Below are 23,986 nucleotides of genomic sequence, written 5' to 3' on the forward strand. Positions count from 1 at the left end.
GCAACGGACCGCGCTCAGCGGCCCTGCGTCTTCCGCTGCGGCGTCAGGTTCTGCTTCAGGTTGCCGTAGCGGCCCTGTTGACCCGTGTTGACGTCCGCGTCGCCCGGCTGACCCGACTGGACGCCGGTGGCGAGATCGCGGCGATCCGCCATATCCTGAACCGAGCGCGCGCCGTGATCGGCGAAGCTGCGCTGTTCCTTGGGCACGGACGGGGACTTGGTCATGGCCGGCTCCTTTCACCCAAATGAAACGAGCCTCGGCGCAAGGGTGTTCCCGGCCCGCTTCTTGCTGCGAGCCGGACCGAACGCCCCAGACGTCCCGGAAGCCGCCGCATGACCCTGACCTCCGCCGCCTCCCCCCTTGCCTCCAAGACCCGCGGCGGCGCGCTGGACGCCCTGCGCTTCGTCGCCGCGCTGTTCGTGGTGGTGTTCCATTTCGGGGACACGGCGCCGATCCCGCTGCAATCGATGCACGGCTTTCTGGGGCGCGGCTATCTGGCCACCGACTTCTTCCTGATCCTGTCAGGCTTCGTCCTGGCCAAGGCCTATGGGGCGGGCGTCGCCAGCGGCAAGGTGTCCCTGGCGCGGTTCTGGCTGAAACGGCTGGCGCGCTGCTACCCCACCCACATCATCACCCTGGCCATGCTGGTCGTCATGGTGCTGGTCGCCGGGGCGGTGGGAATTCAGGCCACCAACGAGGGCCGCTTCGACCTGGCCGGCCTGCCCGCCCAGATCCTGCTGCTGCACGCCTTCGGCCTCGGCGGCGGTCACTGGAACATTCCCAGCTGGACCATCTCGACCCTGCTGATCTGCTACGCCTTCTTCCCCATGCTGTGGCGCGCCATGCTGAGGATCAACAGCGTCTGGATCAGCCTGGGGCTGGCCGTCGCCATCATCATCGGCTCCAACGCCCTCAGCCTGGCCCTGCTGGGTCAGCAGCAGTTCAGCCTGCCCTACCAGTGGTGCATGTTCCGCGCCGCCCCTCTGTTCCTGGCCGGCCTGGCTCTGGCCCGGGCGGTTCAGACCGGCGGCTGGACCGGCGGCGCGGCGCGTCTGATCGGCTTCGGCGGGGGCGCGGTCCTGCTGGTCAACGCCTGGATGGTGGGGCCGGACCTGGTCAACGTCCTGGCCATCTGCGCCATCATCATCGGCTGCGGCGCCTCGCCCGTGACCCAGCCCATCCCCGGCGCCGAATGGGGCGCCAAGGTCAGCTTCTGCCTGTTCATGGTCCACACCATCACCGGGGGCGTCTGGTTCGACGTGGTCGAGCCCCTGGCCGCCCGCCTGCACCCCGCGATCGAGAGCGTGGCCTGGGAGGCCTGGGCCATGTGGTTCGGCGCCCTGGTCTTCACCGTGATCGCCTCGGACCTCTACAACCGCGTCATCGACGAGCCGATCCAGCAATGGATCGGCCGCAAGTGGTTCGCCCGCCCGGCTATTTCGCGTCCAGACCCACGTCCAGCTGCGGAACAGAATGCGTAAGGGCGCCGACCGAGATCACGTCCACCCCGGTCCCGGCGATGCCCGCCACAGTCGTCAGGTTGACCCCGCCTGAAGCCTCGATCGTCACCGGACCAAAGGCGCTGGCCTTCACCCGACGCACGGCCTCTTCCAGATCGGCCAGGCTGAAGTTGTCCAGCATGATGACGTCCGGGCGCTCGGCCAGGACCTCGTCCAGCTGATCCAGACCGTCAACCTCGACCTCGACCTTCATCAGGTGGGGCGCGAAGGCCCTGGCGCGGCGCACGGCCTCGCCCGCCCCGCCGCAGACGGCGACGTGGTTGTCCTTGATCAGGATGGCGTCATCCAGACCGAAGCGATGGTTCAGCCCGCCGCCGCAAGCCACGGCGTGCTTTTCCAGAGCGCGCAGGCCGGGCGTGGTCTTGCGGGTGTCGGCGATGCGGGCGCTGGTTCCCGCCACGGCCTGGACATAGGTCCGGGTCAGGGTCGCGATGCCGCACATCCGGCCCAGCAAGTTCAGCGCGGTGCGTTCCGCCGCCAGCAGGGCGCGGGCGTTAGCCTCGACCGCGACCAGCACAGTTCCGGCCTCAAAGGCCTCGCCGTCGGCGACCTTGATCGTCACCGTCGCGGACGGGTCCATCGCATGGACCGCGATCCGCACCACGGCGCCGCACGCCATCACGCCCGCCTGACGCGCGGCGAAGACGGCGCTGAAGCGCGCGTCCTCGGGGATGCAGGCCTGGGCCGTCACGTCGCCGGTGCGGCCCAGATCCTCGGCCAGGGCCATCCGCACGACGGGTTCGATCAGCAGGTCCGGCAGGGTACGGGTCATCAACGTTCGTCTCTCGTGTTCATGCCGTCATCCCGGGACGCGCAGCGGACCCGGGACCCAGGCGTTCAGACTATCTCAACCGCCTGGGTTCCGGCTCGCGCCTGCGGCGCGTCCGGAATGACGGAAGAATGGGTCATGCGGGTGTGCAGGGCCGTCGGCAGGCTGTCGGGATGGTCGGCGCGGTAGTGCCCGCCCCGGCTCTCGCGCCGGTTCAGCGCGCCCTCGGCGATCAACCGGGCGGCGGTCAAAACCACAGCCTCAGGATGCGCCTTGGCCAGCCCGTCGATCACCGCCATCAGGGCGCTTAGCCCTTCTTCGTCGCGCACCACGCCGGCGAACCGGGTCATGGCGGCGCGCAGTTCGGCCATGGCCTCGGGCGGCAGGTCCTTCGAGGCCCGCGCCGGCCTCAGGTCGACCTTGGCCGGCTGAACCTCCTGCGCCGCCGCGCGTCCGGCGCGACGCCCAAAGGCGCCCGCTTCCAGCAGGGAGTTGGAGGCCAGACGGTTGGCGCCGTGCACCCCCGTCGCCGCGCATTCGCCGATGGCGTAGAGGCCCGGAACCGTGGTCCGTCCCTCGTCGTCGGCGACGATGCCGCCCATGTGGTAGTGGGCCGCCGCCGCCACCGGAATGGGGCTGACGCGCGGGTCCAGCCCGGCGCGCATACAGGCGGCGAACACCGCCGGAAACTCGTGCGGGAAGGCCTCGCCCACGGCCTCGGTCGCGTCCAGAAAGGCGCCGCGCCCGTCGGCCCTTGCTGCGTGCACCGCCCGCGCCACGATGTCTCGCGGGGCCAGATCGGCGTCTTCGTCCGCGCCCAGCAGGAAGGCGCCGGTCCCGTCGATCAGCCGCGCCCCCTCGCCGCGCAGGGCCTCGGTCGCCAGCGGCGCCGGGTCCATCCCCACGTCGATGGCGGTGGGATGGAACTGCACGAACTCCGGGTCGAGGATTTCAGCCCCCGCCTCATAGGCCAGGGCCAGTCCCTCGCCGCGCAGGGCCGAGGGGTTGGTCGTCACCTCATACAGACCGCCGACCCCGCCGGTGGCCAGGACCACGGCGGGGGCAAAGACCTCGTCCACCCGTCCGCCGCTACGTTCGATCAAGGCCCCGCGCACCCGGCCGTCCGCGTCCTGGATCAGGCCGCGCAGCCGTCCGTCTTCCCAAATTTCGATATGTTTGGAGGCGCGCGCGGCGGCCACCACCGCCGACAGAATGGCCCGCCCGGCCCCGTCGCCGCCGACCCGCGCCACGCGCGGCAGGCTGTGCGCCGCCTCAAGGCTGACGGAGAAACCGCCCGTCTCGTCCCGATCAAACGGCGCGCCCAGCGAGGCCAGCCATTCCACCGTCTCACGTCCGCGCTCGGTCAGGGCGCGCGCCGCCTCGGGCTCGACCAGCCCAGCGCCCGCCCCTTCGGTGTCTTTCGCGTGCAGGACCGCGCTGTCCTTGGGCGACAGCGCCGCCGCGAGCCCGCCCTGGGCCCAGGCCGAGGAACAGGCGTTCAGCAAGGGCTCCGGCGTCACCACCAGAGCTTTCGCCGGCCCGGCCTCCAGCGCGGCCGACAGCCCCGCCAGTCCGCCGCCGATGATCAGCGGCCCGTCATGCCGGATGCGCGCCATGGCTTTAGCGGCCCCCCACGCCGATGAACCGCAAGCCCATGTCGAAGGCCGGTTCGACCGCCCCGCCGGTCAGGGGCAGCAGGGCGCCGATCGCCGCCGCCGCACAGACCGCCGCCGTCGCCAGATAGAGGGCCAGGCTGCGCCCCGCCTCGGGCCAGCTCAACTGACCCCAGGCCGCGCGCCAGACGCCGCGCTTCAGGTGGCTGAACACGGCGATGCCGAGGAAGACCGCCAGAATGAACCGCCCGGTCGACAGACCCCACCAGACGGCCAGACCGCCGACAGCCAGCAGCGCCACCTGCTCCAGGCGCGGATGCACCCGCGTCAGCACTGGGCCCAGCGCCTTGGACCCGTCCAGCGGCGGGGCGGGCAGCAGGTTCACCAGATTGATCATGGCGATGAAGAAGGCCCCCATCAGCCACTCGGGCGACTTCAACGCCAGCCCGACGGCCACGAAGGGGATCATGGCGATCAGACCAAAGGCCGGCCCCGCCAGCGACACCAGCACGCCATGCCACTCGGTCTTGGGATTACGCTGCGCCTTGGCCAGCCCGCCCAGGAAGGGAATGATGTAGATGCGCGCCGGCCCCATGCCGAGCTTGTTCATCGCCAGCACGTGTCCGTATTCATGCACGAACAGGCCGAACAGCACCGCCCCCGCCACGATGACGCTGCCCGTGATCCACCACAGGAAGCCCGCCATCAGCAGGGTCGAGGCGATGGCCCAGGCCGGATGCTGGCCCTTGTCCTCCAGCGGCGCGGACTGGCGCGCGCGCACAGGCTCGGGCGCCGCCTGTTCCGGCGGCAGGTCCCAGGGACCGGGGCGGCGTGTGGTGTTGTCGATGTCGCTCATGGGGTCGAACTGGGCGCGCGACGACCGGCCCGCAACGGGCCGCATCGCCGCAGCACCTCAGATCAGCTCCACATCGACGTGGTGCTTGGCCTTGATCAGGTCATAGCGCGCAGGGATCGCGGGCGGCGGCAGGTCGATCATCCGCTGCACGGCCAGACGCCCGCGCTCGGCCATGTCCGGCTCCACCGTGACCTCGAACTGCATGTATTTCAGGCAGTCGCGGATGTTCTCCAGGGTGATCCGCTTCATGTGCGGGCACAGGTTGCACGGGCCGATGAAATCCACGCCGGCCACGTCGCCCTTGACGTTCGAGGCCATCGAGCACTCGGTGATCATCACCACCTGCTTGGGCTTGCGGTCGACCACATAGTCGATCATCGCCGCCGTAGATCCGGCGAAGTCCGACGCCGCCAGCACCTCTTCAGGGCATTCCGGGTGGGCCAGAATCTCCGCGCCCGGATAGGCGGCGCGCATCTCGGCGATGTCCTCGGCGGTGAAGCGTTCATGCACCTCGCAGCGGCCCTTCCAGGCGATGATGCCGACATTCGTCTGGGCCGCGACGTTCCTCGCCAGGAACTCGTCGGGGATCAGGATGACCTTGTCGACGCCCCATTCCTTGGCCGCCCATTCCACCACCTGAACGGCGTTGGCGCTGGTGCAGCAGATGTCGGTCTCGGCCTTCACGTCGGCGGTGGTGTTGACATAGGTGACGACCGGCAGGCCGGGATAGCGCTGCTTGATCAGGCGCACGTCGGCGCCCGTGATCGACGAGGCCAGCGAGCAGCCCGCGCGCAGGTCTGGGATCAGGACGGTCTTTTCCGGCGACAGGATCTTGGACGTCTCGGCCATGAAGTGCACGCCCGCCTGGACGATCACCTTCGCCTTCGACTTCGCGGCCTCCTTGGCCAGCCCCAGGCTGTCGCCGACATAGTCGCCGACGCCGTGGAAGATTTCCGGCGTCATGTAGTTGTGGGCCAGGATGACGGCGTCGCGCTCCTTCTTCAGCGCGTTGATCTCGCTGATCAGCTTGGCCTGTTCCGGCCACTCCAGCGGCGTCACCAGACCCTTGACCTTCTCCCACACGGGAGCGGTCTCGCGCGCCAGTTCCTCTGACAGGCCGAAAGCGCCGTCCGCCATCTTCATCGCTCCCTGCGGCTGTTTGCGCCGCTCCGACTTATGCTCAAAGTTAGCATAAGCACGCGCAATGTAGGCCGTTCCGCACAGGGCGCAAGGAAAAAGGGCGCGAACGCCGTCTATAGCGCCTCCGCCTCCAGCCGCGCGATCCACAGCGCCGCCCGCCTCTTCAGCTCATCCTTGCGCGCCATGTCGGACAGGTCGGGCGACAGCCGGTCCAGTTGCTCAAAGCGGAAGCTGTCGGCGCCGTGGGCGGTCCATTCGGCCTGCAGCGACCTGTAGGGGCTGCCGCCCATCTTCAAGGAAAACCACAGGCCGTTCTGCTGGGTGTCTATGTGGCGGCTCTGACCCACCCAGGCGCGGCCCGTGGCGGAACAGATGACGGCGAAGACCCCGGCGATGGTTTCGCGGTCCTTGTAGTCGTTGATGAGCGCCTTGCGGTCTTCGGACGTCATGGAAGCCTCTCTTTGTTTTACCCGGATTAAATAGCGCGAATTATTACCCGGGTAAATATCAGACTCCGCCAGCAGCGGCACCGCTTAGATATGCAAGGGCCTTCCCCTGACAGCCGCTTCTGCCTAGACGAAAGGTCTATTGCCCCCCCTTTCGCGTCGCTCCGAGAATTTCGTGCAAGACACCGTCCGCCGCATCCTGACCGCCCGCGTCTATGACGTGGCCGAGGAAACCCCTCTGGACCCGCTGAAGCGGCTGTCGGCGCGGCTGGACCGCCCGGCCCTGCTGAAGCGCGAGGATCTTCAGCCGGTCTTCTCATTCAAGATTCGCGGCGCCTACAACAAGATCGCCGCCCTGAGCGAAGCCGAGTTGGCGCGCGGGGTCATCTGCGCCTCGGCGGGCAATCACGCCCAGGGCGTGGCCCTGGCGGCGGCCAGGCGCGGCGCGGCCTCGACCATCGTCATGCCGACCACCACGCCGGGCATCAAGGTGGCGGCGGTCAAGGCCCTGGGCGGAAACGTGGTCCTGCACGGCGACAACTTCGACGACGCCTACGCCCACGCCCGCGCGCTTGAGAAAGACACCGGTGCCGCCTTCGTCCACCCCTTCGACGACCCTGACGTGATCGCGGGCCAGGGCACGGTCGGGCTGGAAATCCTGCGCCAGTATCCCGACCCCATCGACGCCGTCTTCATCCCCATCGGCGGCGGCGGTCTGGCGGCGGGAGTGGCCGCCATCGTCCGCTTCCTGCGGCCCGAGACCCGCATCATCGGCGTCGAACCCGCCGATGCGCCGACGATGAAGAGCGCCATCGACGCCGGCCATGTCGTCACCCTGGATCAGGTCGGCCTGTTCGCCGACGGGGTGGCGGTGCGCCGCGCGGGCGACGAGACCTTCCGCCTATGCCGCGACCTGCTGGATGACATCGTCCTGGTCGACACAGATGCGATCTGTGCGGCGGTGAAGGACATCTTCGACGACGTCCGCGCCGTGGCCGAGCCCTCGGGCGCCGTGGCCCTGGCGGGGATGAAGGTCTGGGCCGCGCGAAATCCGGGCACGGGCGCCCTGGTGGCGATCAACTCGGGCGCCAACGTCAATTTCGACCGCCTGCGTCACGTCGCCGAACGGGCCGAGATCGGCGAGGGCGCAGAGGCCCTGCTGGCCGTGGCCATGCCCGACCGCCGCGACGACTACCACCGCTTCCTGCAAAGCCTCGACGGCCGCTCGGTGACCGAGTTCAACTACCGCTGGTCCGGCGACGGCCGGGCGCAGATCTTCGTCGGTGTGGGCCTACGCGACGGCGCCGCCGAGCGCGAGAACCTGATCGCCCGCCTCAAATCCGACGGTTACGCCGTCGAGGACATGAGCGACAACGAGACGGCCAAACTGCACGTCCGCTACATGGTCGGCGGGCGCACCATCGGCCTGCCGCACGAGCGGCTGCTGCGCTTTGAGTTCCCCGAGCGCCCCGGCGCCTTCCTGCGCTTCCTCAACAGTTTGCAGCCCGCCTGGGCCCTGACCCTGTTCCACTATCGCAATCACGGCGACGACGTGGGCCGGGTGCTGGCCGGGATCAGCGTCCCGCCGGACCAGGCGACGGCCCTGACCGCCGCGCTGGACGGTCTGGGCTATCCTTACGTGGACGAGACCGACAATCCGGCCTGCCGCCTGTTCCTGGACGGGGCGGCCTAGGCTCAGGCCTTGCTGATGGCCTCGGCCACGGCTTCCGGCGGGCGGCCGGTCAGGTCCTTGGCGATTTCGCCGACCAGTTTTTCCTCCAACGCCTTGTGCCAGTGCTTGCGCAACTGACCCAGGGTCTTGGGCGCGGCGACCACCATCAGGGCCTCCAGCTTGTTGGTCAGGGCCATGTGGTTCAGCGCCTCGGCCACGCCCATGGCGAAGCCGTCCTCGGCCTGGGTGTCATTGTCGGGGTTGGCCTCGCTGGAGCGGCGGCCCGGCGCGCCCGACAGGCGTTCGGGGATTTCAGGCGCCTCGACCGACTGCAACTGGATGTCGAGAAGGTGTCCGGTGTTGCGGAACAGGTTCAGCTTCTCGCCGTCAACGACAGCGACGAAAGCCCCATTGGGCAGGTTCATTATAATGGCTCCGGGAGCGCGCCGGAGAAGAGGCGCCCTAGTCTAGCGCAAAAGCGCCCTGCTCTGTTCCCGCCTCGGCCTTTTCATGGGCCAGCAGCCAACGCTTGCGCTCCAGCCCGCCCGCATACCCGGTCAGGGTTCCGTTGGCGCCGACGACGCGGTGGCAGGGCACGATGACGCCGACCGGATTGGCCCCGTTGGCCAGGCCCACGGCGCGCACGGCGCTGGGCTTGCCGATGGCGCCGGCCAGTTGGCCATAGGACCAGGTTTCGCCCGCCGGAATGGTGCGCAGCGCGGCCCAGACCGAGCGCTGGAAGTCGGTGCCGCCGGTCTTCACCACAACCGTGTCCAGCGCCGTGGCGTCGCCGCCGAAATAGGCCCCGATGGCGGCGCGCACCGTCTCGGGCGCCCGGCCCGGCGTCAACACGACCTCGCCGTAGTGGCGGGTCAGCAGTTTTCGCATCCGCGCCTCATAGTCCACAAAGTCGAAGGCCCGCACCGCGCCCTCGGCGTCCGTCACCAGCAAGACCTCGCCCACCGGCGAGGCGAGGCGGTCCAGCGTAAAGGTTTCAGGCTGCGTCTTTTTCATCGTCCCTCTCCATGATCCGGACGCTGTCGATCCCCGCTTCCCGCAGGTGCAGCGCGCCATAGGCCCGCCAGGGCCGCCATTGCTCGGCCCGTGGCGCGAGCCGTTCGTCATTCCAGTCTTGGGGCAGCCGATCGCTAGCCATATCCGCCGCCTCCTTAGGCAAAGTGTCGATCCAGTCGCCGGGCAGCCGCAGGCCGGGCCGCGCCCGCACCAGGGGCGCCAGCAAGGGATCGGCTGACAGGTCCCTCTGGATCGCGTCGGGGTCCGCCGACAGGTCGAACACCCGCCGCACCCGCGCCAATACTCCGGGCAGGGACTTCAGGTCCGAAACCGCGACCGTGACCGCCAGCCGGTTCCCGCTCTCGAACCGGGCCAAGACCTCGCCGGTCGCGCCATCCACATCGGGCGTCAGCGCACGTCGCCAGACCCCGTCCTCGACCGTCTCGCCGCGCGCTGCCAGATCCGCCAGCATGGCGTCTATTTCGTAGGGCGGACGATAGGGCAGGCTCAGCCGCACACCCCCGTCGCCCGCCTTCTCCGCCCGCCGCCTCAGCATCGACGGCGGCCGCCCATAGAGCGACTGAAACGTCTCGTTGAAGCGCCGCACGCTGCCGAAGCCGGAGGCCAGAGCCACCTCGGCCATGGCCAGGTCGGTCTGGTGGATCAGGGCCTTGGCCAATAGCACCCGCCGCGTCTGGGCCACGCTGACCGGGGCCGCGCCCAGATGCTGACGGAACAGACGGCGCAGGTGGCGTTCACCGACGCCCAGCCGCGCGGCGAGACCATCGACGTCGCCTTCATCGAGCGCCCCCGCCTCGATCAGGCCCAGGGCTCGGCTGACCGTATTCGATGTGCCGCGCCACGCCCCCATATCCGGGGCGGTTTCGGGTCGACAGCGCAGACAGGCGCGGAACCCCGCCTCCTCCGCCGCCGCCGCACTGGCGACAAAACGCATGTTCTCGCGCTTGGGCGTTCTTGCCGGACAGACCGGGCGGCAATAGATTCCCGTCGTCTTCACACAGGTGAAGAACCGCCCGTCAAAGCGCGGATCGCGCGTCAGGACGGCCCGGTAGCAGGCCTCCTGATCCAGACTGTCGCGGGCGATTTCCATGCCCGCAACATGATCCCTCGCCGTCGCCCTGTCTCGCGGTTTTCGGACATGACGGCGCCGCGCCCGATCAGTCCCGCGCCGTCGCGATCCGCCACAGGGCCTTCAGGATGTCGACCGCCAGGCACAGCATGATGATCGCCAGCACCCAGCTGAGCACCGTGCCCAGGGTCAAAGCCGTCTCGGCCAGGCCGCGCTGGGCCTCTGGAATGGCGTGGATGGCGTCGAAGTCCATGTGGATCGGCGAAGCTCCCATGACGCGCGCCGTCTGGTCGCCTTGCGTCAGGGTGGCCCAGTGACCGGCCTGGAACAGCCGCCAGCCGATCCACAGTCCCGCCGCCGCCACCGGAATCTTCAGCAGGGCCTGCAACCGCCGCGCCTCCGGTCGCCACAGGGTGACGCCGTCCACCGCCATGCCCGCCACGGCCCAGGCCAGGATCAGTCCAAATAGCAGCGACCAGATCGGCGCCGCCGTCACGCTGACGTCGCCGCCGCGTAGGGCGAAGTCGCCGATGCCGGTGAAGCGGATCGCGCCGATCCACCACAGGATGAAGACGGCGCTGGCGATGAAGGACCACAGGGCCTCGGCGGCGCGCGGCGTCTGGGCGCGCACGCCCCAGACCTTGGCGCCCTTGGGCAGCCATTCGGCCTTGGACTTGTCGTTTCCCGCCATGGACGCCCCCCATTTCGCCGGGTCGGCCAGACCAAAGGCCGACAGGTCGCGCACCCGCCATTTCGTCAGCCAGGTCGGCTTGATGTCGTAGTGCTCCATGATCGCCCCGGCGAGGGTCAGCGCCCCAGCAGGGTCAGGGCGCCGGAGAAGAAGCCGTTGAAGGCCTGACCGATCGACTGACCGAAATGGGCCGGATCGCCCAGCACATGGACCAGCAGGCCCAGCGCCTGCACCGCCGCGATCACGATCAGCCCCGCCTTGGCCCCGAACAGCCAGTAGGGGAACAGCTCCGGCCCGATCAGCGAATCCGGTCCCTTGCGATAACGGGCCGCGACCACCAGCGGATGGCCGATCTCGTGCAGGATCGCCTCCTTCTCCTCGTCGCTCAGCGCCCGGCCCAGTTCCTCCTCGCGCGCCTCGACCCGGCTCAGGATCAGGTCGCGCAGCTCGGCGACGATGTCGTCGCGGTCCTCGGTCGACAACTGGGCCGCCACGGCCTCCAGATAGCGTTCGATCACGTCCATTTCGGTCTTCCTCCCCCGGGATTTCACAGCATTCGGTCCAGCGAGGCGTTGATGCCGCGCCATTCGTCGGTCAGGGCGGCCAGCATGGCTTCGCCGCCGGGCGACAGGACGTAAAAGCGCTTCTTGCGCTTCTCCTCCTCGCGCCATTCGCTGGTCAGCAGCCCCTGCCCCTCCAGCCGGCGCAGCAGCGGATAGAGGGTTGATTCCTCCATCTCCAGCCCGTCCGCCGCCAGGGCCTGACGCAGGGTGTAGCCGTAGCGTTCGGTCCGCAGGCAGGCGAGCACCGCCAGCACCAGCGACCCGCGCCGCAGCTCCAGCCGCATCGTCTCGAACAGATCCTTGTCCACGCCGCGCCTCACTTGCCGCCACATAGTGTGTGACGCACAGTGTATGCTACATACTGTATGAGGCTGTCAACGACCTGGGTTATCGCGCCTTTGTCAGGACCAGCGGAGACCGTCAGGGATGCGCTCTATCCCGTCTCAACTTGCCGGAAAGGGCCGGATTGGCTAAACTGCGGCGCAGCGGACCGGGCCCCTCTGACGTCTGATGGCAGGCGTGATGTCGGACCGCATCGAGCGAGCTCGGTGCGCGACGGCCTCTTACGGTCGATCCCCTTTCACGCGCGCGCCGTGGTCGCTCCCTAGCAAAGGGGAGTCCAATGGACCTGATGACTTTCTTCCTGGCCGAATGGCTGGGCAAGCCGGCCTGGATGTGGCTGGCCTTCATGAGCGTCGTCGTGGCGCTCCTGGTGCTGGACCTGGGCGTCCTGCACAAGGATCAGCATGAGATCGGCGTGCGCGAGAGCCTGCTTTTGTCCGGCATGTATATCGCCGTCGCGCTATTGTTCGGGGGCTGGGTCTGGTGGGAGCTCGGCAGCCAGTCCGGCATCGAGTACCTGACCGGCTTCGCGATCGAGAAGTCGCTGGCGATGGACAATGTCTTCGTCATCGCCATGATCTTCGGCTACTTCGCCATTCCGCGCGCGCTTCAGCACCGGGTGCTGTTCTGGGGCATCCTGGGCGTGATCGTGCTCAGGGCCATCATGATTGGCGCGGGCGCGGCCCTGGTCAGTCAGTACGGCTGGGTGCTCTACATCTTCGCCGCCTTCCTGATATTCACCGGGATCAAGATGTTCTTCGCCGGCGATGGTCACGCCGACGTGGGCGCCAATCCGCTGGTGAAGTGGATGCGCGGACATCTTCGCATCACCGACCATCTGCACGGGCAGAAGTTCTTTGTGCGGGCGCCGCACCCGAAGACGGGCCGCATGACGTTATGGGCCACGCCGTTGTTCCTGGCGCTGGTGATGATTGAGATCGCAGACGTGATCTTCGCGGTGGACTCGGTGCCGGCGATCTTCGCCATCACGACCGATCCCTACATCGTCTACACCTCGAACATCTTCGCCATTCTGGGACTGCGAGCGCTCTATTTCGCGCTGGCGGCCATCATCCATCGCTTCGCCTATTTGAAGCAGGCGCTGGCTGTGTTGCTGGTGTTCATCGGCGGCAAGATTTTCGTGGCCGACCTGCTGGGCTGGGAGAAGTTCCCCGCCGAATGGTCGCTGGCGATCACGGCCCTCATCTTGGCGGCGGGGGTGATTTGGTCGCTTTGGAAGACGCGCGATCAGTCCGCCAAGGCGCCGCCCTTTTGACTGACGAGGGGCCCGCTTCGGGAGAGGCGGGCCCTGACCCTCACACCCCGTCTTCCCTTCCCCGCGAAACGGCGGCTAAGCTGGCGGCCAGTAGGGGGAAGTTTCCATGTCACGTCGTCGTATCGCCGCGCGTCCGTTGCTGGCGCTCAGTTTGGTTCTGGCTGCCGCGGCCTCGCCGGCCCTGGCTCAGCAGAGCCCGCCGACGCAGGAGACGGTTTTGGGCCATGCGCCAGGCACGCGCATCACCCGGCCCGCCGAGGTGCGCCGCTATTTCGAGGCCCTGCGCGCCGCCGCTCCCGACCGCATGGTCATGGGCGACTATGGCGCCACCTGGGAAGGCCGCCCCCTGTTCTGGGCCGCCGTCGGCTCGCCCGCCAACATCGCCCGGCTGGATGCGATCAAGGCCGCGACGCGGGCGCTGGGCGACCCGCGCCGCACCTCGCCGGATCAGGCCCGCGCCCTGATCGCTGACACCCCGGTCATCGTCTGGATGGCCTATTCGGTGCACGGCAACGAGATCAGCCCCGCCGACGCCGCCATGGCCGCCGCGCGCCGCCTGATGGACCCCGCCGACGCCGAGGCGCAAGGCTGGATGCAGAACGCCGTGGTCGTCTTCGTCCCGACCCAGAACCCGGACGGCCGCGACCGCTTCATCACCACCTTCGAGGCCGGCCTGGGCGCCCAGCCCAACCCCGATCCCCTGTCGGCAGAACGCTCAGAGCCCTGGCCCTCGGGCCGCTATAACCACAACCTGTTCGACCTGAACCGCGACTGGTTCATCCAGTCCCAGCCGGAAACGCAAGGTCACGCCGCCCTGATCCGCGACTGGCGGCCCCAGGTGCTGGTCGACTCCCACGAGATGGGCACGGATTCGAGCTTCTTCTTCCCGCCCGAGGCCAATCCGCTGAACCCCTGGATCTATCCTCAAATTCTGGACGCCCGCGAACGCTTCGGCCGCAACAACGGCGCGCGCTTTGATCAGGCCGGCCTGGCCTATTTCACGCGTGAGACCTACGACGCCTTCTATCCCGGCTATGGCGACGGCTGGCCCGCCTATTTCGGCGCCGTCTCCATGACCTATGAGCAGGGGTCGTCGCGCGGCCTGATGGCGCGCAGGCGCACCGGCGAGGTCATCACCTACGCCGACACGGTCAAGGGCCACCTGACCGCCAGCCTGTCGACCATCGAGACCGCCGCCCGCGACCGCGAGAAGCTGCTGAACGACTTCTACGCCTTCCACCGCGACGGGGTGGCGGGACGCGGCGCCTATGTCCTCTCCCGTTCCGCCGCCGTCGATCCGGCCGCCGCCGACAAGCTGGCGGGCCTGCTGGTGCGCTCCGGGCTAGAGGTCGGGCGCGCCACGGCCTCCTTCTCGGCCTGCGGTCAGAACTATCGCGCCGGCGACTATGTGGTGAATCTGTCCCAGCCCCAGCGTCGCATGGCCGAGGTCCTGCTGGCCAAGGAGGTGCCGCTGGATCCGAAGTTCGTGGCGGAACAGGAAGCCCGCCGCGCGCGCGGTCTGGGCGACGAAATCTATGACCTGACCGGCTGGTCCATGCCCCTGCTGTTCAACGTGCCCAGCCAGAAGTGCGCGGGCGCGCCCTCGGTCCAGACCACGGCGGTCGGCCCCGAACTGATCCGCCCTGTCGCCATCGCCGGGTCGGACGCGACCTATGGCTATGCGATCAACCCCGGCACGGCGGGGATGCGCTTCCTGACCGCCGCCCTGAAGGAGAAGCTTCCGGTTCGTTCGATCGAGGAAGCCTTCACCCTGGACGGCAAACCCTATGCGGGCGGCGCCTTCATCGTGCCGCGCAGCGGCAGCCCCGCCGATCTGGACGAGCGGGTGCGCCGCATCGCCGCCGACAGCGGGGCCGAGGTCACGGCCCTGGCGACGTCCTGGGTGTCCAGCGGCCCCAACGTCGGCTCGGACTACGCCTTCACCATCAAGGCCCCGCGCGTGGCCATGGCCTGGGACGACCCCACCGACGCCGAGTCCGCCGGGTCGATCCGCCATGTGCTGGAACGCGAATACGGTTGGCCGGTGACGGCGGTCCGCACCCGCCGTCTCGGCAGCGCCGACCTGTCGCACTTTGAAGTGCTGATCCTGCCCTCGGGCGGCAATTATAAGAAGATTCTGGGCGCCGACGGCGTCGCCAGCTTGCGCGCCTGGGTCGAGGGCGGCGGCGTCCTGATCGGCGTCGGCTCGGCCAGCCGCCTGCTGACGGACCCCGACGCCAAGCTGCTGGACAGCCGCCGCGAAACCGCCGTGGCCCCCGAGGGCGACAAGAAGGACGCGGGCGAAGGCGCCACCGTTCCCGGCGTCGAAATCCCGTCGGAGGCCGACTATCTGGACCGCACCAACCACCACGGCTCGCCCGACTCCGTGGCCGGTGTCCTGGCCCACGCCGTCGTGGATCAGGAGCACTGGCTGGGCGCCGGCGTCGCGCGCGACCTCAGCGTCATGGTGCGCGGCGCGGACATCTATACGCCCCTGACCCGTGGCCAGGGGACCAATGTGGTGCGTCTGGCCGGGCCGGATGAGGTCCTGGCTTCGGGTCAGCTCTGGGCCGAGAACCGGCGTCAACTGGCCTACAAGCCGGTGGCCATGGTCACGGAACTGGGCCGCGGACAGGTTGTGGCCTTCACCCAGGACGTGACCATGCGCGCCTTCCTCGAAGGCCTGAAGCCCCTCTTCCTCAACGCCGTCTTCCGTGGCCCCGCCCACACCTCGGGCGGCAACGACGAGGACTGATCCAGACATCGCTCTTAGCCGTCGGCCAAGGAAACAAGGAAAGGGAATATCCATGACGCCAAACCCGCACGCGCCGCGTCCGCCCGGCGACCCTGGGCGGTGGACCATGCTGCAACAACGCATTGACCGCAGTTTCTGGCAATGGGACCGCGACCTTGAGGCCGGCGCCGACGTCCTGACCCGTTTCGTCATCCTGCGACCGCCCGAGCGCCTCGACTACGACACCTTCGACGAGGCCGAGGCCATGTTTGAGGCGATGGACGAGGGCTAGACGCCTAGCAAGACAGGCCTCGCGAGAAAAGGGCTCGACGCTCAGTCGGCCTCGACGGCCTCGCCGCCCTGCACCATCCGGGTCACGGCCATGTCGGCGGTGACATTGCCCAGGGTGCGGAAGATGTCGGGAATGACCTCGACCGCCAGCAGCAGGGGCAGCATCTCCAGCGGCACGCCCATGGCGATGCAGATGGGGGCGATGGAGGCGAAGAAGCTGGCCTGACCCGGCAGACCCACCGTCCCGATCGAGATCAGCACCGCCGTCAGCATGGCGGCGAACAACTGGCCCGCCGCGGGCTCGATGCCGAACAGGTGGGCGCAGTAGATGGCCACGCCCAGGTTGGCGACGGGGCTGGTGATGCGGAACACCGCCACCGCCAACGGCAGGACCAGGCCCGCCGTCGCCCGCCTGACCCCCAGCATGTCCACCGACCGCTCGACCATGACCGGCAGGCTGGCCAGCGACGACTGGGTCGAGAAGGCCACCACCTGGGCCGGCGCCGCCGCGCGGGCGAACCGCCCCAGGCTGACCCGGCCGAAGATGACCGCCAGCGGATAGAAGATCAGGCCGATGCCGATGCAGGCGATGGAGATCAGGGCCACATAGTGCAGCAGCACGCCCGCCGCGCTGGCCCCGGCCATCAGCCCCACCCCGATCGACAGGGCGAAGACGCCCAGCGGCGCCGCCAGCAGCACCCAGCGGACGATGGTGATCATGGTCTCGCCGACCGCCTCGAAGAAGGTGATCAGCGGCACGCGCAGCCGGTCCGGCAGACCCGAGGCCGCGAAACCGAAGAAGACGGCGAAGACCACCATGCCCAGGATGGCGTCCTCGGCCGCCGCCCGGATCGGGTTGGCCGGGGCGATGGTTTTCAGGAACTCGCTGAAGGGCGCGCCGGCGCTCAACCCTTCCGCGCCCTCGGGCTTGATGGCCAGCAGCAGGCGCGCGCCCTCAGGGTCGATGGGCCACAGGGCGTGCAGGCCGTAGGCCGCGCCCACGGCGTAGACGGTGGCGAAGACGATCAGCCCGCCGAACCAGGCCACCGCCCGCATCGCCAGTCGCCCGGTCCGCGCCGCGTCGGCGATGGAGGCGATGCCCGTCACCAGCAGGCTGAACACCAGGGGAATAATGGTCATGCGCAGGGCGTTGAGCCACAGCTGGCCCAGGGCCTGGATGAAGTCCGCGGTGACGTGACCGCCCGGCAGGCCCCACTTCTGCGCCGCCGCCCCGGCGACCAGGCCCAGCACAAGCGACAGCAGCACCAGGGTGCTCAGGGAAGTCAGAAAGGAACGCGCCGTTTTCATAACGGCGACGCTATCAGCGCCCGTGGAACACGCCAGAGGAAATCGGCGACGCCCGGCTCGCCGTCCAGCAAAAAGGCGGGCCGGATCGCTCCGGCCCGCCTCTTCATGTCGGTCCGCCTGAAGGCGGGTCGATCAGTATTTGACGCGCAGGGTCGCCCCGTAGGTGCGCGGCTGGCCCATGAAGGCGTTGTAGGTCTGGGTGTCCAGCGCCGGGTTGAAGAAGGTCCCGTTCGGTTGAACCGTGTTCTGGAAGGCGGAACCTTGCAGCGGGGCGTTGATGGCCACCTGCTTGTATTCCTCGTCCGTCAGGTTCTGGGCCCAGATGTCCAGGGCCCAGCGGTCGTCGTCCGAACCCAGGGTGACGCGGCCGTTCACCAGGGTGAAGGCGTCCTGCATCTTGTAGGGCAGCAGGTCGGAGCCGGTGTTGTATTCGGTGGAATACTTGGCCGACAGGTTGAAGCCGACCTTCAGGCCCGCGCCGATCGAGCGGTCGAAGGCGACCGAACCCGTGGCCGACCATTCCGGCGCGAACGAGGCCCGCGCGCCCGGCAGCAGCGACAGCTGACGGAAGTTGCTCGGATTGGTCAGGTCGGCGGCGGTGAAGTCGCCGTACTTGGTGTCGGTGTAGGTCAGGCCGGTGGTGAGCGACAGGCCTTCGACCGGGGTGAACCAGACGAAGTCGGCGTCGAAGCCCTGCGATGTCAGCTCAGGGATGGATTCGACCACGAAGGCCGTGCCCAGGAAGGTGTTGAGCTGGAAGTCCTCGAAGGTCTGGTGGAAGTAGGTCAGGTTCAACAGGACCGTGCGGTCGAACAGGGTGTTCTTCAGACCCAGCTCATAGCTGTCGACGGTTTCCGAAGGGAACAGGAGCGAAGCGTTCGGGGTGATCGGCAGCGGGTTGGTCGCCGTCGCCCCTTGGACACGGTCCAGGTTGTAACCAAACGACTTGTAGCCGCGGGCGTAGGAGCCGTAGGCCATGACCGAGTCGTTGAGACGATAGGCGGCCTTGATCGTGCCGCTCAGTTCGCCGTCGTCGGTCTCTTCCGAGATGCGGCGGTTGTCGAACAGGGGGTTGGCCCAGGGCAGGCAGATGTTGCCGGCGACGCCGCCCGCGCTGGCGGCTGCCGCCGCCGGCGACAGACCGGCGCCGATGAAGGCATTGGTCAGGTTAGTGACATTCCCCAGAACACCGCCGCAGGCCGCGCCGTTTGTGCCCAGATTGTCCTGAACCGCCAGCAGACGCTTCTTGTCCTGCGTATAGCGCAGGCCGAGGGTGACATCGAACTTGTCGGTGACGTGCCAGGTGTTGTTGGTGAACAGGGCCAGGGATTCCGAACGCTGGCTGTAGTGGTCCTGCACCCCATGACCGACGCCGAAGCCCGGTCCCGAAGGCGCCAGAGGTCCCGAGGTCGACGTGCCGCCGTTCACCAGGCAGCCGGCCAGGAACTGGGCCGTCGTGCCGGGCCGCGTCAGGCAGCCGATGATGGCGCCGCTTTGCGGAATGGCGCCGCCGGTGCCGGCGTTCAGCTGCGACGAGATCAGCAGGGACAGGAAGGGCGTGTAGCCGGCGCCGTACCAGTAGCTGTCGTCACGGCTGATGTTCTCACGCGTCGCGAAGACGCCGACCAGCCAGTCCAGCTTGTCGGTCGAGCCGGCCAGACGGAACTCCTGGGTCAGGTTGTTCAGCTCGAAGCCGTAACCGCCGTCATCCACACGATACAGCAGGTCCGCCGTCGTATAGTCGAGGTCCATGGCGTTGATCCCCTCCCAGTTCCGCCAGGAGCTGACCGAGGTCAGGGTGGCGTTCCACGAGGGGATGTCGATGTTGGCCTCGGCCGAGAAGCCCATGTCTTCCATGGTCTGGGCCGTGCTGCGGTTGGCGTAGGCCGTGCGCGAGAAGGGCAGAGCCCCGAAGCCGGGCGCCGGGGGCGTCTGCTGGCCGCCGACGGCGGTGACGGCGCCATAGGTCGGGCCGGTGCGGATCTGGGTCGAGACGCAGCAGTATTCGTCGCGCTTGGAATAGTCGGCGATCAGGCGGATCGACACCTCGTCCGAAGGCAGGATCAGCAGCTGGCCGCGCGCGGTCCAGAAGTTCTGGTTCTGATCGTCTTTTTCGGCGCGCGGACCGGCGCCGGTGACGACGTCGTAGAAGCCGTCACGCTCGCGCTTGGCCACATACAGGCGACCGGCGATCTGGTCGGTGATCGGGCCCGTGACCGAGCCGGCGACGCCCCAGGCGTTGAAGTTGCCGTAGGTGGCCTCGGCGTTGAAGCCGGGGGTGAAGGACGGAGCCTCGGAGATGATGTTGATGACGCCGGCCGAGGTGTTCTTGCCGAACAGGGTGCCCTGCGGCCCCTTCAGCACCTCGATACGGCTCAGTTCGCCCAGGTCGCCGAAGCCGACGCCGTTGCGCGAGCGATAGACGCCGTCGATGACCACGCCGACCGAGCTTTCCAGACCGGGGTTGTCGCCGACCGTGCCGACGCCGCGGATACGGGCGGTGGTCGAGGCCTCCGACTGGGTCGAGGTGACGGTCATGCCCGGCGTCAGGATCTGCAGATCCTTGATGTCGCGCACCCCGGCGCCGTTCAGCGCTTCCTGCGACAGGGTCGTGACCACGATCGGCACGTCCTGCAGGTTCTGTTCACGCTTCTGGGCGGTGACGATGATGTCGTCGATCGTGGTCGGCCCGTCCTGGGCCGCGGCGGCCCCGGCGAAGCCAAAGGCGACGGCGCCGACAACGGCGACGGACGCCGTGCAGCGAAGGATAGTGTTGAAACGCATAATGGCGGCTCCCCGGCTCTGTGGCCCGGTCGCCCGCGGCGACCGTGGCGATTCCTGTCCCTGTCGATCCACGCTCATTGAACGTCGTGAATTCGCATTCCCTAGGCGTAAGCCAGGGTCAGCACAGCGACAAGCAGGCGTGAGACGTAGGAACGGCGATTTCGTCCAACATCGCTCTATATGTGGCGGGAAAGCGACAAAAAACGGTTCCGCTAGGTCAATATTACCAGCGTTTACTGAGACAACCTGGCGGAAGCCGCGTCTTCTCTTTGCTGCTGACGCCGCGCCGCCAGGTTCAGAATCACCGCCGCGGCCAGGGCCGACAGCACCGAACCGCCGATCACGCCCAGCTTGACCTCGATCTGCTCGGGCGAATCCACCGCGCCGGGGAAGGCCAGAACGCCGATGAACAGGCTCATGGTGAAGCCGATGCCGCACAGCAGGCTGACGCCGTAGAGCTGCAGCCAGCTGGACCCCGAGGGCTTGTCGCCGAGACCCAGCTTGGCGGCCAGCCAGGCGGCGCCGAAGACCCCGACCTGCTTGCCGATGAACAGACCCAGGGCGATGGCGATCACCAGGGGCGCGAAGGCCTGTTCCAGCGACAGGCCGGCGAACGAGACCCCCGCCTTGGCGAAGGCGAACAACGGCAGGACGAGGAAGGCCACGTAGGGGTGCAGGTCGTGCATCGCCTCCTTCAGCGGGCTCTGCGAGGTCTCGCGGCGCGGCTCGACCGGCACGATCATGGCGAAGGCCACCGCCGTCAGCGACGTCGACAGGCCAGACAGCACCGTCAGATACCAGACGGCGCCGAAGCCCAGCACCCAGAAGGGCCCGGCCAGACGGCGACGGCCCAGAAGCGCGAAGGCGGCCAGCAGACCGGCCACGCCCAGCAGCGGCAGCCACTGCACTCCCTGGCTGAACAGGACGGCGATCAGGGCGATGGCCCCCAGGTCGTCGACGATGGCCAGGGTCAGCAGGAAGACCCGCAGCGACGACGGCAGCTTCTTGCCCACCACCGCGAAGACGGCCAGGGCGAAGGCGATGTCGGTGGCAAGGGGAATGGGCCAGCCCTGCGACGGCCCGCCCAGCAGACCCGCGACCGCCAGATAGACCAGGCCGGGAACCGCCATGCCGCCCACGGCGGCGATGATCGGCAGGGCCAGCTTCTTGGGATTGCTCAGTTCGCCCTTGAGAATCTCGTATTTGATCTCCAGCCCGACCACGAGGAAGAAGACCGCCATCAGGCCTTCCTTGATCCAGTTGGAGGTCGTCTCCTCCAGCCGCAGCGGGCCGACCTGGAGCACGTGGACGCTCTTCAGCCAGGCGAAGTAGTCGCCGGCCCAGGGCGAGTTGGCGACGATCAGGGCCGCGACGGCGGCGACGCCCAGGGCGGCGCCCGAGCCGGCCTCGGTCTTGAGGAATTCGAGGGTGGATTTTCTCGCCACGGCGGTCTCCGAAATCAAAAGGACTGTCGTGGCGTCAGGTTATCGACGGACGCCTGACCGGATTCGCTCCGACGGAGCGCCAGCCTGGCCCTAACGCGCCGGTGGCGGCGCAGGACCTGATCTCTGCGCGTGAAAATACCCAAGCCGCCCCGAGGTTCAACCCCGCCTTCGCGGTTGCGAAACTCCAGGCGAACGCGCATCTGCCGCTTCATGCCCGTCTCCCCCGCCTATCGCCCCGATCCACGCTTCGTCGACCTCGGCCCCGGGTTCGGCGATCCGGTGCAGGCGGCGGACTTTCCCCAGACCCTCCTGCGCGTCCGCAACGACCGCGCGGCGGCGACCGTAGGGCTGGAGACGCTGAGCGACGACGAGTGGCTAAGCCACTTTGGCCGCTTCCAGCCCCTGCCGGGCCAGCCCGAGCCGATCGCCATGCGCTATCACGGTCATCAGTTCCGCGCCTACAACCCCGACATCGGCGACGGACGCGGATTTCTGGCCGCGCAGCTGCGGGAAACGGCTGACGCTCAAGCCGCGAGCGATAGCGCCCCTCCACCCCGCCTTCTCGACCTCGGCACCAAAGGCTCCGGCGAGACGCCGTGGTCACGACACGCCGACGGGCGCCTGACGCTGAAGGGCGGGGTACGCGAGGTTCTGGCCGCCGCCATGCTGGAAAGCCTGGGCGTGCCGACCTGCCGCATCCTGTCCCTGGTCGAGACGGGCGAGGCGCTGACGCGTGGCGACGAGCCCTCGCCTGCCCGCTCGGCGGTCATGGTGCGGCTGTCGCATAGCCACATTCGCTTCGGAACCTTCCAGCGCGCCGCCTATCATGGCCGCAAGGATCAGATCGAAGTCCTGCTGGAGCACGCTCGCAGCCTCTATCATCCGTCCGTCGCGCCGGGCGACGCGCCGGGCTTCCTCGCCGCCGTGGTCGAGGCCTCGGCGCGACTGACGGCCAAATGGATATCCGCCGGCTTCGTCCACGGGGTTCTGAACACCGACAATCTGAACGTGACGGGCGAGAGCTTCGACTACGGCCCGTGGCGCTTCCTGCCCCACTATGATCCGGCCTTCACCGCCGCCTATTTCGACAGTCAGGGCCTCTATGCGTTTGCGCGTCAGCCCGAGGCCGTGTTCTGGAACCTGACCCAGTTGGCCGGCTGCCTGAAGCTGATCGCCGAGGATCAGGTCGCGGCCCTGACCGAGGCGCTGAACGGCTTCGGCCCCGCCTATATCCGCCACCTGCGCGGCGCCTTCCTGAATCGGCTGGGGGTCCAGAGCCTGGGCGAAGCCGCCGACCAGCGCCTGCTGGACGCGACCCTGGCCCTGTTGCGCGACAAGGGCGAGGCCCTGCGCTGGGAACCGCTCTTCTTCGACTGGTTCGGCGGCTTCAGCTCCTCGGCCCGCGCCCTGGGCGGGGTGCGCGGCAAGACCTATCAGGGCGAGACCTTCGACGCCTTCCGTTTCGCCCTGCTGGAGCATGAGCCGGACCGGCCCGAGCGGCTGGAGCATCCGATGTTCGCCAGGCCCGAGCCCGAGGAAATGCTGATCGAAGAGGTCGAGGCCCTGTGGTCGGCCATAGACCAGGGCGACGACTGGGCGCCCCTGCACGCCAAGCTGGCCCGCCTCGCCTCCGCGAGCGGCGCCTGGGCGCTTTAGCAACCCGGATTCAGCCCCCAAGCTGAGCGGTATTTGCTACACATTCAGCCTATGTCATCAACTGATGTCATCAGACGTTGACAGCCCGTTTTGCGCGGCCTAATCCCGTTTGACGATCAGCGTCGGGTTACGAGGAATTGTGGTTTCAGCCACGCCGTCGCCGCAGGTCGCGCCTACCCCGGTTCACAGATTGTTACACTTCCTTGACGATCACGCTCCGCAATCTGATCTAGCGACTGTTACCAATCAAACCCCAACGGTTTCGGCCATGACCTCGACGACCTTGACGCCCCATTCCCGCGCAAAATCCGACTATCTGAACCTGACGCTGTGGACCTTCCAGGGCTGGATCGCGATGTTCTTCATCGCCGCCGGCTACGCCAAGCTGACGGAGTCGATGGAGAACCTGACCGTGCTGATGCACTGGCCCGCCCTGGCCAGCGTCAGCTTCGTGCGCGGCCTGGGCGTGGTCGAGATCGTGCTGGCGGTCATGATGCTGGCGCCCTTGATCTCCTGGCGCTTCGGCCGCCCCCTGCTGCTGACCGCCAGCGTCGGCCTGCTGGCCCTGCAGAGCATCATGCTGATCCTGCACGCCATGGAGATGAACCTCGGCCTGGCCCTGACCAACCTCTTCCTGATCGCCATCACGGCGCCGGTGCTCTGGTTCCGCCGCCACTGATCGCCTGACACAGACTTCCTCCCCGGATCGGCCGCGGCGGGCGCAAGCTCTCCGCGGCCGATTTGCGTTTGAGCCCCCGCTGTTCACAACTTGTCGA

General features: G+C 68.1%; 22 protein-coding genes. 7 read left to right on the plus strand and 15 right to left on the minus strand.

Features of this window, described 5'->3' with window-relative positions:
* Positions 1–14: 14 nt before the first annotated feature.
* Positions 15–224: a hypothetical protein gene (locus tag DXK21_RS00395; protein WP_114815811.1), complete on the minus strand. Its 210-nt coding sequence runs from the start codon at positions 222–224 to the stop codon at positions 15–17.
* Between the two features lie 108 nt (positions 225–332).
* Here DXK21_RS00395 and DXK21_RS00400 point away from each other — a divergent pair, with 108 nt between their 5' ends.
* A complete protein-coding gene (locus DXK21_RS00400) occupies positions 333–1,481 on the plus strand; it encodes an acyltransferase family protein (RefSeq protein WP_114815812.1) in 1,149 nt (382 codons plus the stop codon).
* Here DXK21_RS00400 and nadC read toward each other — a convergent pair.
* The 5 genes from nadC to DXK21_RS00425 form a co-directional block, all read right to left on the minus strand.
* Positions 1,435–2,292 carry a carboxylating nicotinate-nucleotide diphosphorylase gene (gene nadC, locus DXK21_RS00405; protein ID WP_114815813.1) on the minus strand — a complete coding sequence of 286 codons (858 nt, stop codon included), beginning with the start codon at positions 2,290–2,292 and terminating at the stop codon, positions 1,435–1,437. The two genes, DXK21_RS00400 and nadC, sit on opposite strands and share 47 nt — an antisense overlap.
* Positions 2,293–2,357: 65 nt before the next feature.
* The gene (locus tag DXK21_RS00410; RefSeq protein WP_114815814.1) at positions 2,358–3,905 is read right to left on the minus strand and encodes an L-aspartate oxidase; all 1,548 of its coding nucleotides are present in this window, start codon (positions 3,903–3,905) and stop codon (positions 2,358–2,360) included.
* A 4-nt stretch (positions 3,906–3,909) separates the two neighbouring features.
* On the minus strand, positions 3,910–4,803 hold the full coding sequence (locus tag DXK21_RS00415) for a metalloprotease (protein WP_245944998.1): 894 nt from the start codon (positions 4,801–4,803) through the stop codon (positions 3,910–3,912).
* A 12-nt stretch (positions 4,804–4,815) separates the two neighbouring features.
* Positions 4,816–5,901 carry a quinolinate synthase NadA gene (gene nadA / locus DXK21_RS00420; protein WP_245945000.1) on the minus strand — a complete coding sequence of 362 codons (1,086 nt, stop codon included), beginning with the start codon at positions 5,899–5,901 and terminating at the stop codon, positions 4,816–4,818.
* Between the two features lie 110 nt (positions 5,902–6,011).
* Positions 6,012–6,347, minus strand: a complete 336-nt coding sequence (locus DXK21_RS00425; RefSeq protein ID WP_114815815.1) for a GIY-YIG nuclease family protein — start codon at positions 6,345–6,347, stop codon at positions 6,012–6,014.
* 172 nt (positions 6,348–6,519) lie between these two features.
* Here DXK21_RS00425 and ilvA point away from each other — a divergent pair, with 172 nt between their 5' ends.
* Positions 6,520–8,037 carry a threonine ammonia-lyase, biosynthetic gene (ilvA, locus tag DXK21_RS00430; RefSeq protein ID WP_114815936.1) on the plus strand — a complete coding sequence of 506 codons (1,518 nt, stop codon included), beginning with the start codon at positions 6,520–6,522 and terminating at the stop codon, positions 8,035–8,037.
* A 2-nt stretch (positions 8,038–8,039) separates the two neighbouring features.
* Here ilvA and DXK21_RS00435 read toward each other — a convergent pair whose 3' ends face one another.
* The 6 genes from DXK21_RS00435 to DXK21_RS00455 all read right to left on the minus strand — a co-directional run bounded on the left by DXK21_RS00435 (position 8,040) and on the right by DXK21_RS00455 (position 11,658).
* The gene (locus DXK21_RS00435; RefSeq protein WP_178827952.1) at positions 8,040–8,441 is read right to left on the minus strand and encodes a host attachment family protein; all 402 of its coding nucleotides are present in this window, start codon (positions 8,439–8,441) and stop codon (positions 8,040–8,042) included.
* Between the two features lie 37 nt (positions 8,442–8,478).
* Entirely contained in the window at positions 8,479–9,030 is a 552-nt protein-coding gene (locus DXK21_RS00440) for a methylated-DNA--[protein]-cysteine S-methyltransferase (RefSeq protein ID WP_114815817.1), read from the minus strand.
* Positions 9,011–10,141: a bifunctional transcriptional activator/DNA repair enzyme AdaA gene (locus tag DXK21_RS00445; protein WP_114815818.1), complete on the minus strand. Its 1,131-nt coding sequence runs from the start codon at positions 10,139–10,141 to the stop codon at positions 9,011–9,013. Before DXK21_RS00445 ends, DXK21_RS00440 begins: the two co-directional genes overlap by 20 nt.
* 67 nt (positions 10,142–10,208) lie before the next feature.
* A complete protein-coding gene (locus DXK21_RS16815) occupies positions 10,209–10,910 on the minus strand; it encodes a hypothetical protein (RefSeq protein WP_245945002.1) in 702 nt (233 codons plus the stop codon).
* Positions 10,911–10,927: 17 nt separating this feature from the next.
* Entirely contained in the window at positions 10,928–11,335 is a 408-nt protein-coding gene (locus DXK21_RS16820) for a hypothetical protein (protein WP_245945003.1), read from the minus strand.
* 23 nt (positions 11,336–11,358) lie between these two features.
* Positions 11,359–11,658, minus strand: coding sequence for a PadR family transcriptional regulator (locus tag DXK21_RS00455; protein WP_245945020.1), 300 nt, complete (start codon positions 11,656–11,658; stop codon positions 11,359–11,361).
* A gap of 338 nt (positions 11,659–11,996) precedes the next feature.
* Here DXK21_RS00455 and DXK21_RS00460 point away from each other — a divergent pair, with 338 nt between their 5' ends.
* The 3 genes from DXK21_RS00460 (at position 11,997) to DXK21_RS00470 (ending at position 16,018) form a co-directional block, all read left to right on the plus strand.
* Positions 11,997–12,992 (plus strand): TerC family protein, encoded by a 996-nt coding sequence (locus DXK21_RS00460; protein WP_114815820.1) that lies wholly within the window; start codon positions 11,997–11,999, stop codon positions 12,990–12,992.
* A 106-nt stretch (positions 12,993–13,098) separates the two neighbouring features.
* Positions 13,099–15,747 (plus strand): M14 family metallopeptidase, encoded by a 2,649-nt coding sequence (locus DXK21_RS00465; protein WP_114815821.1) that lies wholly within the window; start codon positions 13,099–13,101, stop codon positions 15,745–15,747.
* A 52-nt stretch (positions 15,748–15,799) separates the two neighbouring features.
* Entirely contained in the window at positions 15,800–16,018 is a 219-nt protein-coding gene (locus DXK21_RS00470) for a hypothetical protein (RefSeq protein WP_114815822.1), read from the plus strand.
* Positions 16,019–16,059: 41 nt separating this feature from the next.
* On the opposite strand, the gene DXK21_RS00475 is transcribed toward DXK21_RS00470, so the two are convergent.
* The 3 genes from DXK21_RS00475 to nhaA all read right to left on the minus strand — a co-directional run bounded on the left by DXK21_RS00475 (position 16,060) and on the right by nhaA (position 21,554).
* Positions 16,060–17,283: a dicarboxylate/amino acid:cation symporter gene (locus tag DXK21_RS00475; protein ID WP_245945005.1), complete on the minus strand. Its 1,224-nt coding sequence runs from the start codon at positions 17,281–17,283 to the stop codon at positions 16,060–16,062.
* A 174-nt stretch (positions 17,284–17,457) separates the two neighbouring features.
* Entirely contained in the window at positions 17,458–20,109 is a 2,652-nt protein-coding gene (locus DXK21_RS00480; RefSeq protein ID WP_114815824.1) for a TonB-dependent receptor, read from the minus strand.
* A 233-nt stretch (positions 20,110–20,342) separates the two neighbouring features.
* Positions 20,343–21,554 (minus strand): Na+/H+ antiporter NhaA, encoded by a 1,212-nt coding sequence (gene nhaA, locus DXK21_RS00485; protein WP_114815937.1) that lies wholly within the window; start codon positions 21,552–21,554, stop codon positions 20,343–20,345.
* A 210-nt stretch (positions 21,555–21,764) separates the two neighbouring features.
* Between nhaA and DXK21_RS00490 the strand changes: the two genes are divergently transcribed.
* Both DXK21_RS00490 and DXK21_RS00495 read left to right on the plus strand, forming a co-directional pair.
* A complete protein-coding gene (locus tag DXK21_RS00490; RefSeq protein ID WP_114815825.1) occupies positions 21,765–23,210 on the plus strand; it encodes a protein adenylyltransferase SelO family protein in 1,446 nt (481 codons plus the stop codon).
* A gap of 268 nt (positions 23,211–23,478) precedes the next feature.
* Positions 23,479–23,889, plus strand: a complete 411-nt coding sequence (locus DXK21_RS00495) for a DoxX family protein (protein WP_114815826.1) — start codon at positions 23,479–23,481, stop codon at positions 23,887–23,889.
* Positions 23,890–23,986 lie beyond the last annotated feature (97 nt).

The sequence above is a fragment of the Brevundimonas bullata genome, assembly GCF_003350205.1.
GTDB lineage: Bacteria > Pseudomonadota > Alphaproteobacteria > Caulobacterales > Caulobacteraceae > Brevundimonas > Brevundimonas bullata.

Coding starts and splice junctions, on each gene's coding strand:
- DXK21_RS00395 (WP_114815811.1), bottom strand. CDS start 224: ATGACCAAGTCCCCGTCCGTGCCCAAGGAACAGCGCAGCTTCGCCGAT.
- DXK21_RS00400 (WP_114815812.1), top strand. CDS start 333: ATGACCCTGACCTCCGCCGCCTCCCCCCTTGCCTCCAAGACCCGCGGC.
- nadC (WP_114815813.1), bottom strand. CDS start 2,292: ATGACCCGTACCCTGCCGGACCTGCTGATCGAACCCGTCGTGCGGATG.
- DXK21_RS00410 (WP_114815814.1), bottom strand. CDS start 3,905: ATGGCGCGCATCCGGCATGACGGGCCGCTGATCATCGGCGGCGGACTG.
- DXK21_RS00415 (WP_245944998.1), bottom strand. CDS start 4,803: ATGCGGCCCGTTGCGGGCCGGTCGTCGCGCGCCCAGTTCGACCCCATG.
- nadA (WP_245945000.1), bottom strand. CDS start 5,901: ATGAAGATGGCGGACGGCGCTTTCGGCCTGTCAGAGGAACTGGCGCGC.
- DXK21_RS00425 (WP_114815815.1), bottom strand. CDS start 6,347: ATGACGTCCGAAGACCGCAAGGCGCTCATCAACGACTACAAGGACCGC.
- DXK21_RS00435 (WP_178827952.1), bottom strand. CDS start 8,441: ATGAACCTGCCCAATGGGGCTTTCGTCGCTGTCGTTGACGGCGAGAAG.
- DXK21_RS00440 (WP_114815817.1), bottom strand. CDS start 9,030: ATGAAAAAGACGCAGCCTGAAACCTTTACGCTGGACCGCCTCGCCTCG.
- DXK21_RS00445 (WP_114815818.1), bottom strand. CDS start 10,141: ATGGAAATCGCCCGCGACAGTCTGGATCAGGAGGCCTGCTACCGGGCC.
- DXK21_RS16815 (WP_245945002.1), bottom strand. CDS start 10,910: ATGGAGCACTACGACATCAAGCCGACCTGGCTGACGAAATGGCGGGTG.
- DXK21_RS16820 (WP_245945003.1), bottom strand. CDS start 11,335: ATGGACGTGATCGAACGCTATCTGGAGGCCGTGGCGGCCCAGTTGTCG.
- DXK21_RS00455 (WP_245945020.1), bottom strand. CDS start 11,658: ATGCGGCTGGAGCTGCGGCGCGGGTCGCTGGTGCTGGCGGTGCTCGCC.
- DXK21_RS00460 (WP_114815820.1), top strand. CDS start 11,997: ATGGACCTGATGACTTTCTTCCTGGCCGAATGGCTGGGCAAGCCGGCC.
- DXK21_RS00465 (WP_114815821.1), top strand. CDS start 13,099: ATGTCACGTCGTCGTATCGCCGCGCGTCCGTTGCTGGCGCTCAGTTTG.
- DXK21_RS00470 (WP_114815822.1), top strand. CDS start 15,800: ATGACGCCAAACCCGCACGCGCCGCGTCCGCCCGGCGACCCTGGGCGG.
- DXK21_RS00480 (WP_114815824.1), bottom strand. CDS start 20,109: ATGCGTTTCAACACTATCCTTCGCTGCACGGCGTCCGTCGCCGTTGTC.
- DXK21_RS00490 (WP_114815825.1), top strand. CDS start 21,765: ATGCCCGTCTCCCCCGCCTATCGCCCCGATCCACGCTTCGTCGACCTC.
- DXK21_RS00495 (WP_114815826.1), top strand. CDS start 23,479: ATGACCTCGACGACCTTGACGCCCCATTCCCGCGCAAAATCCGACTAT.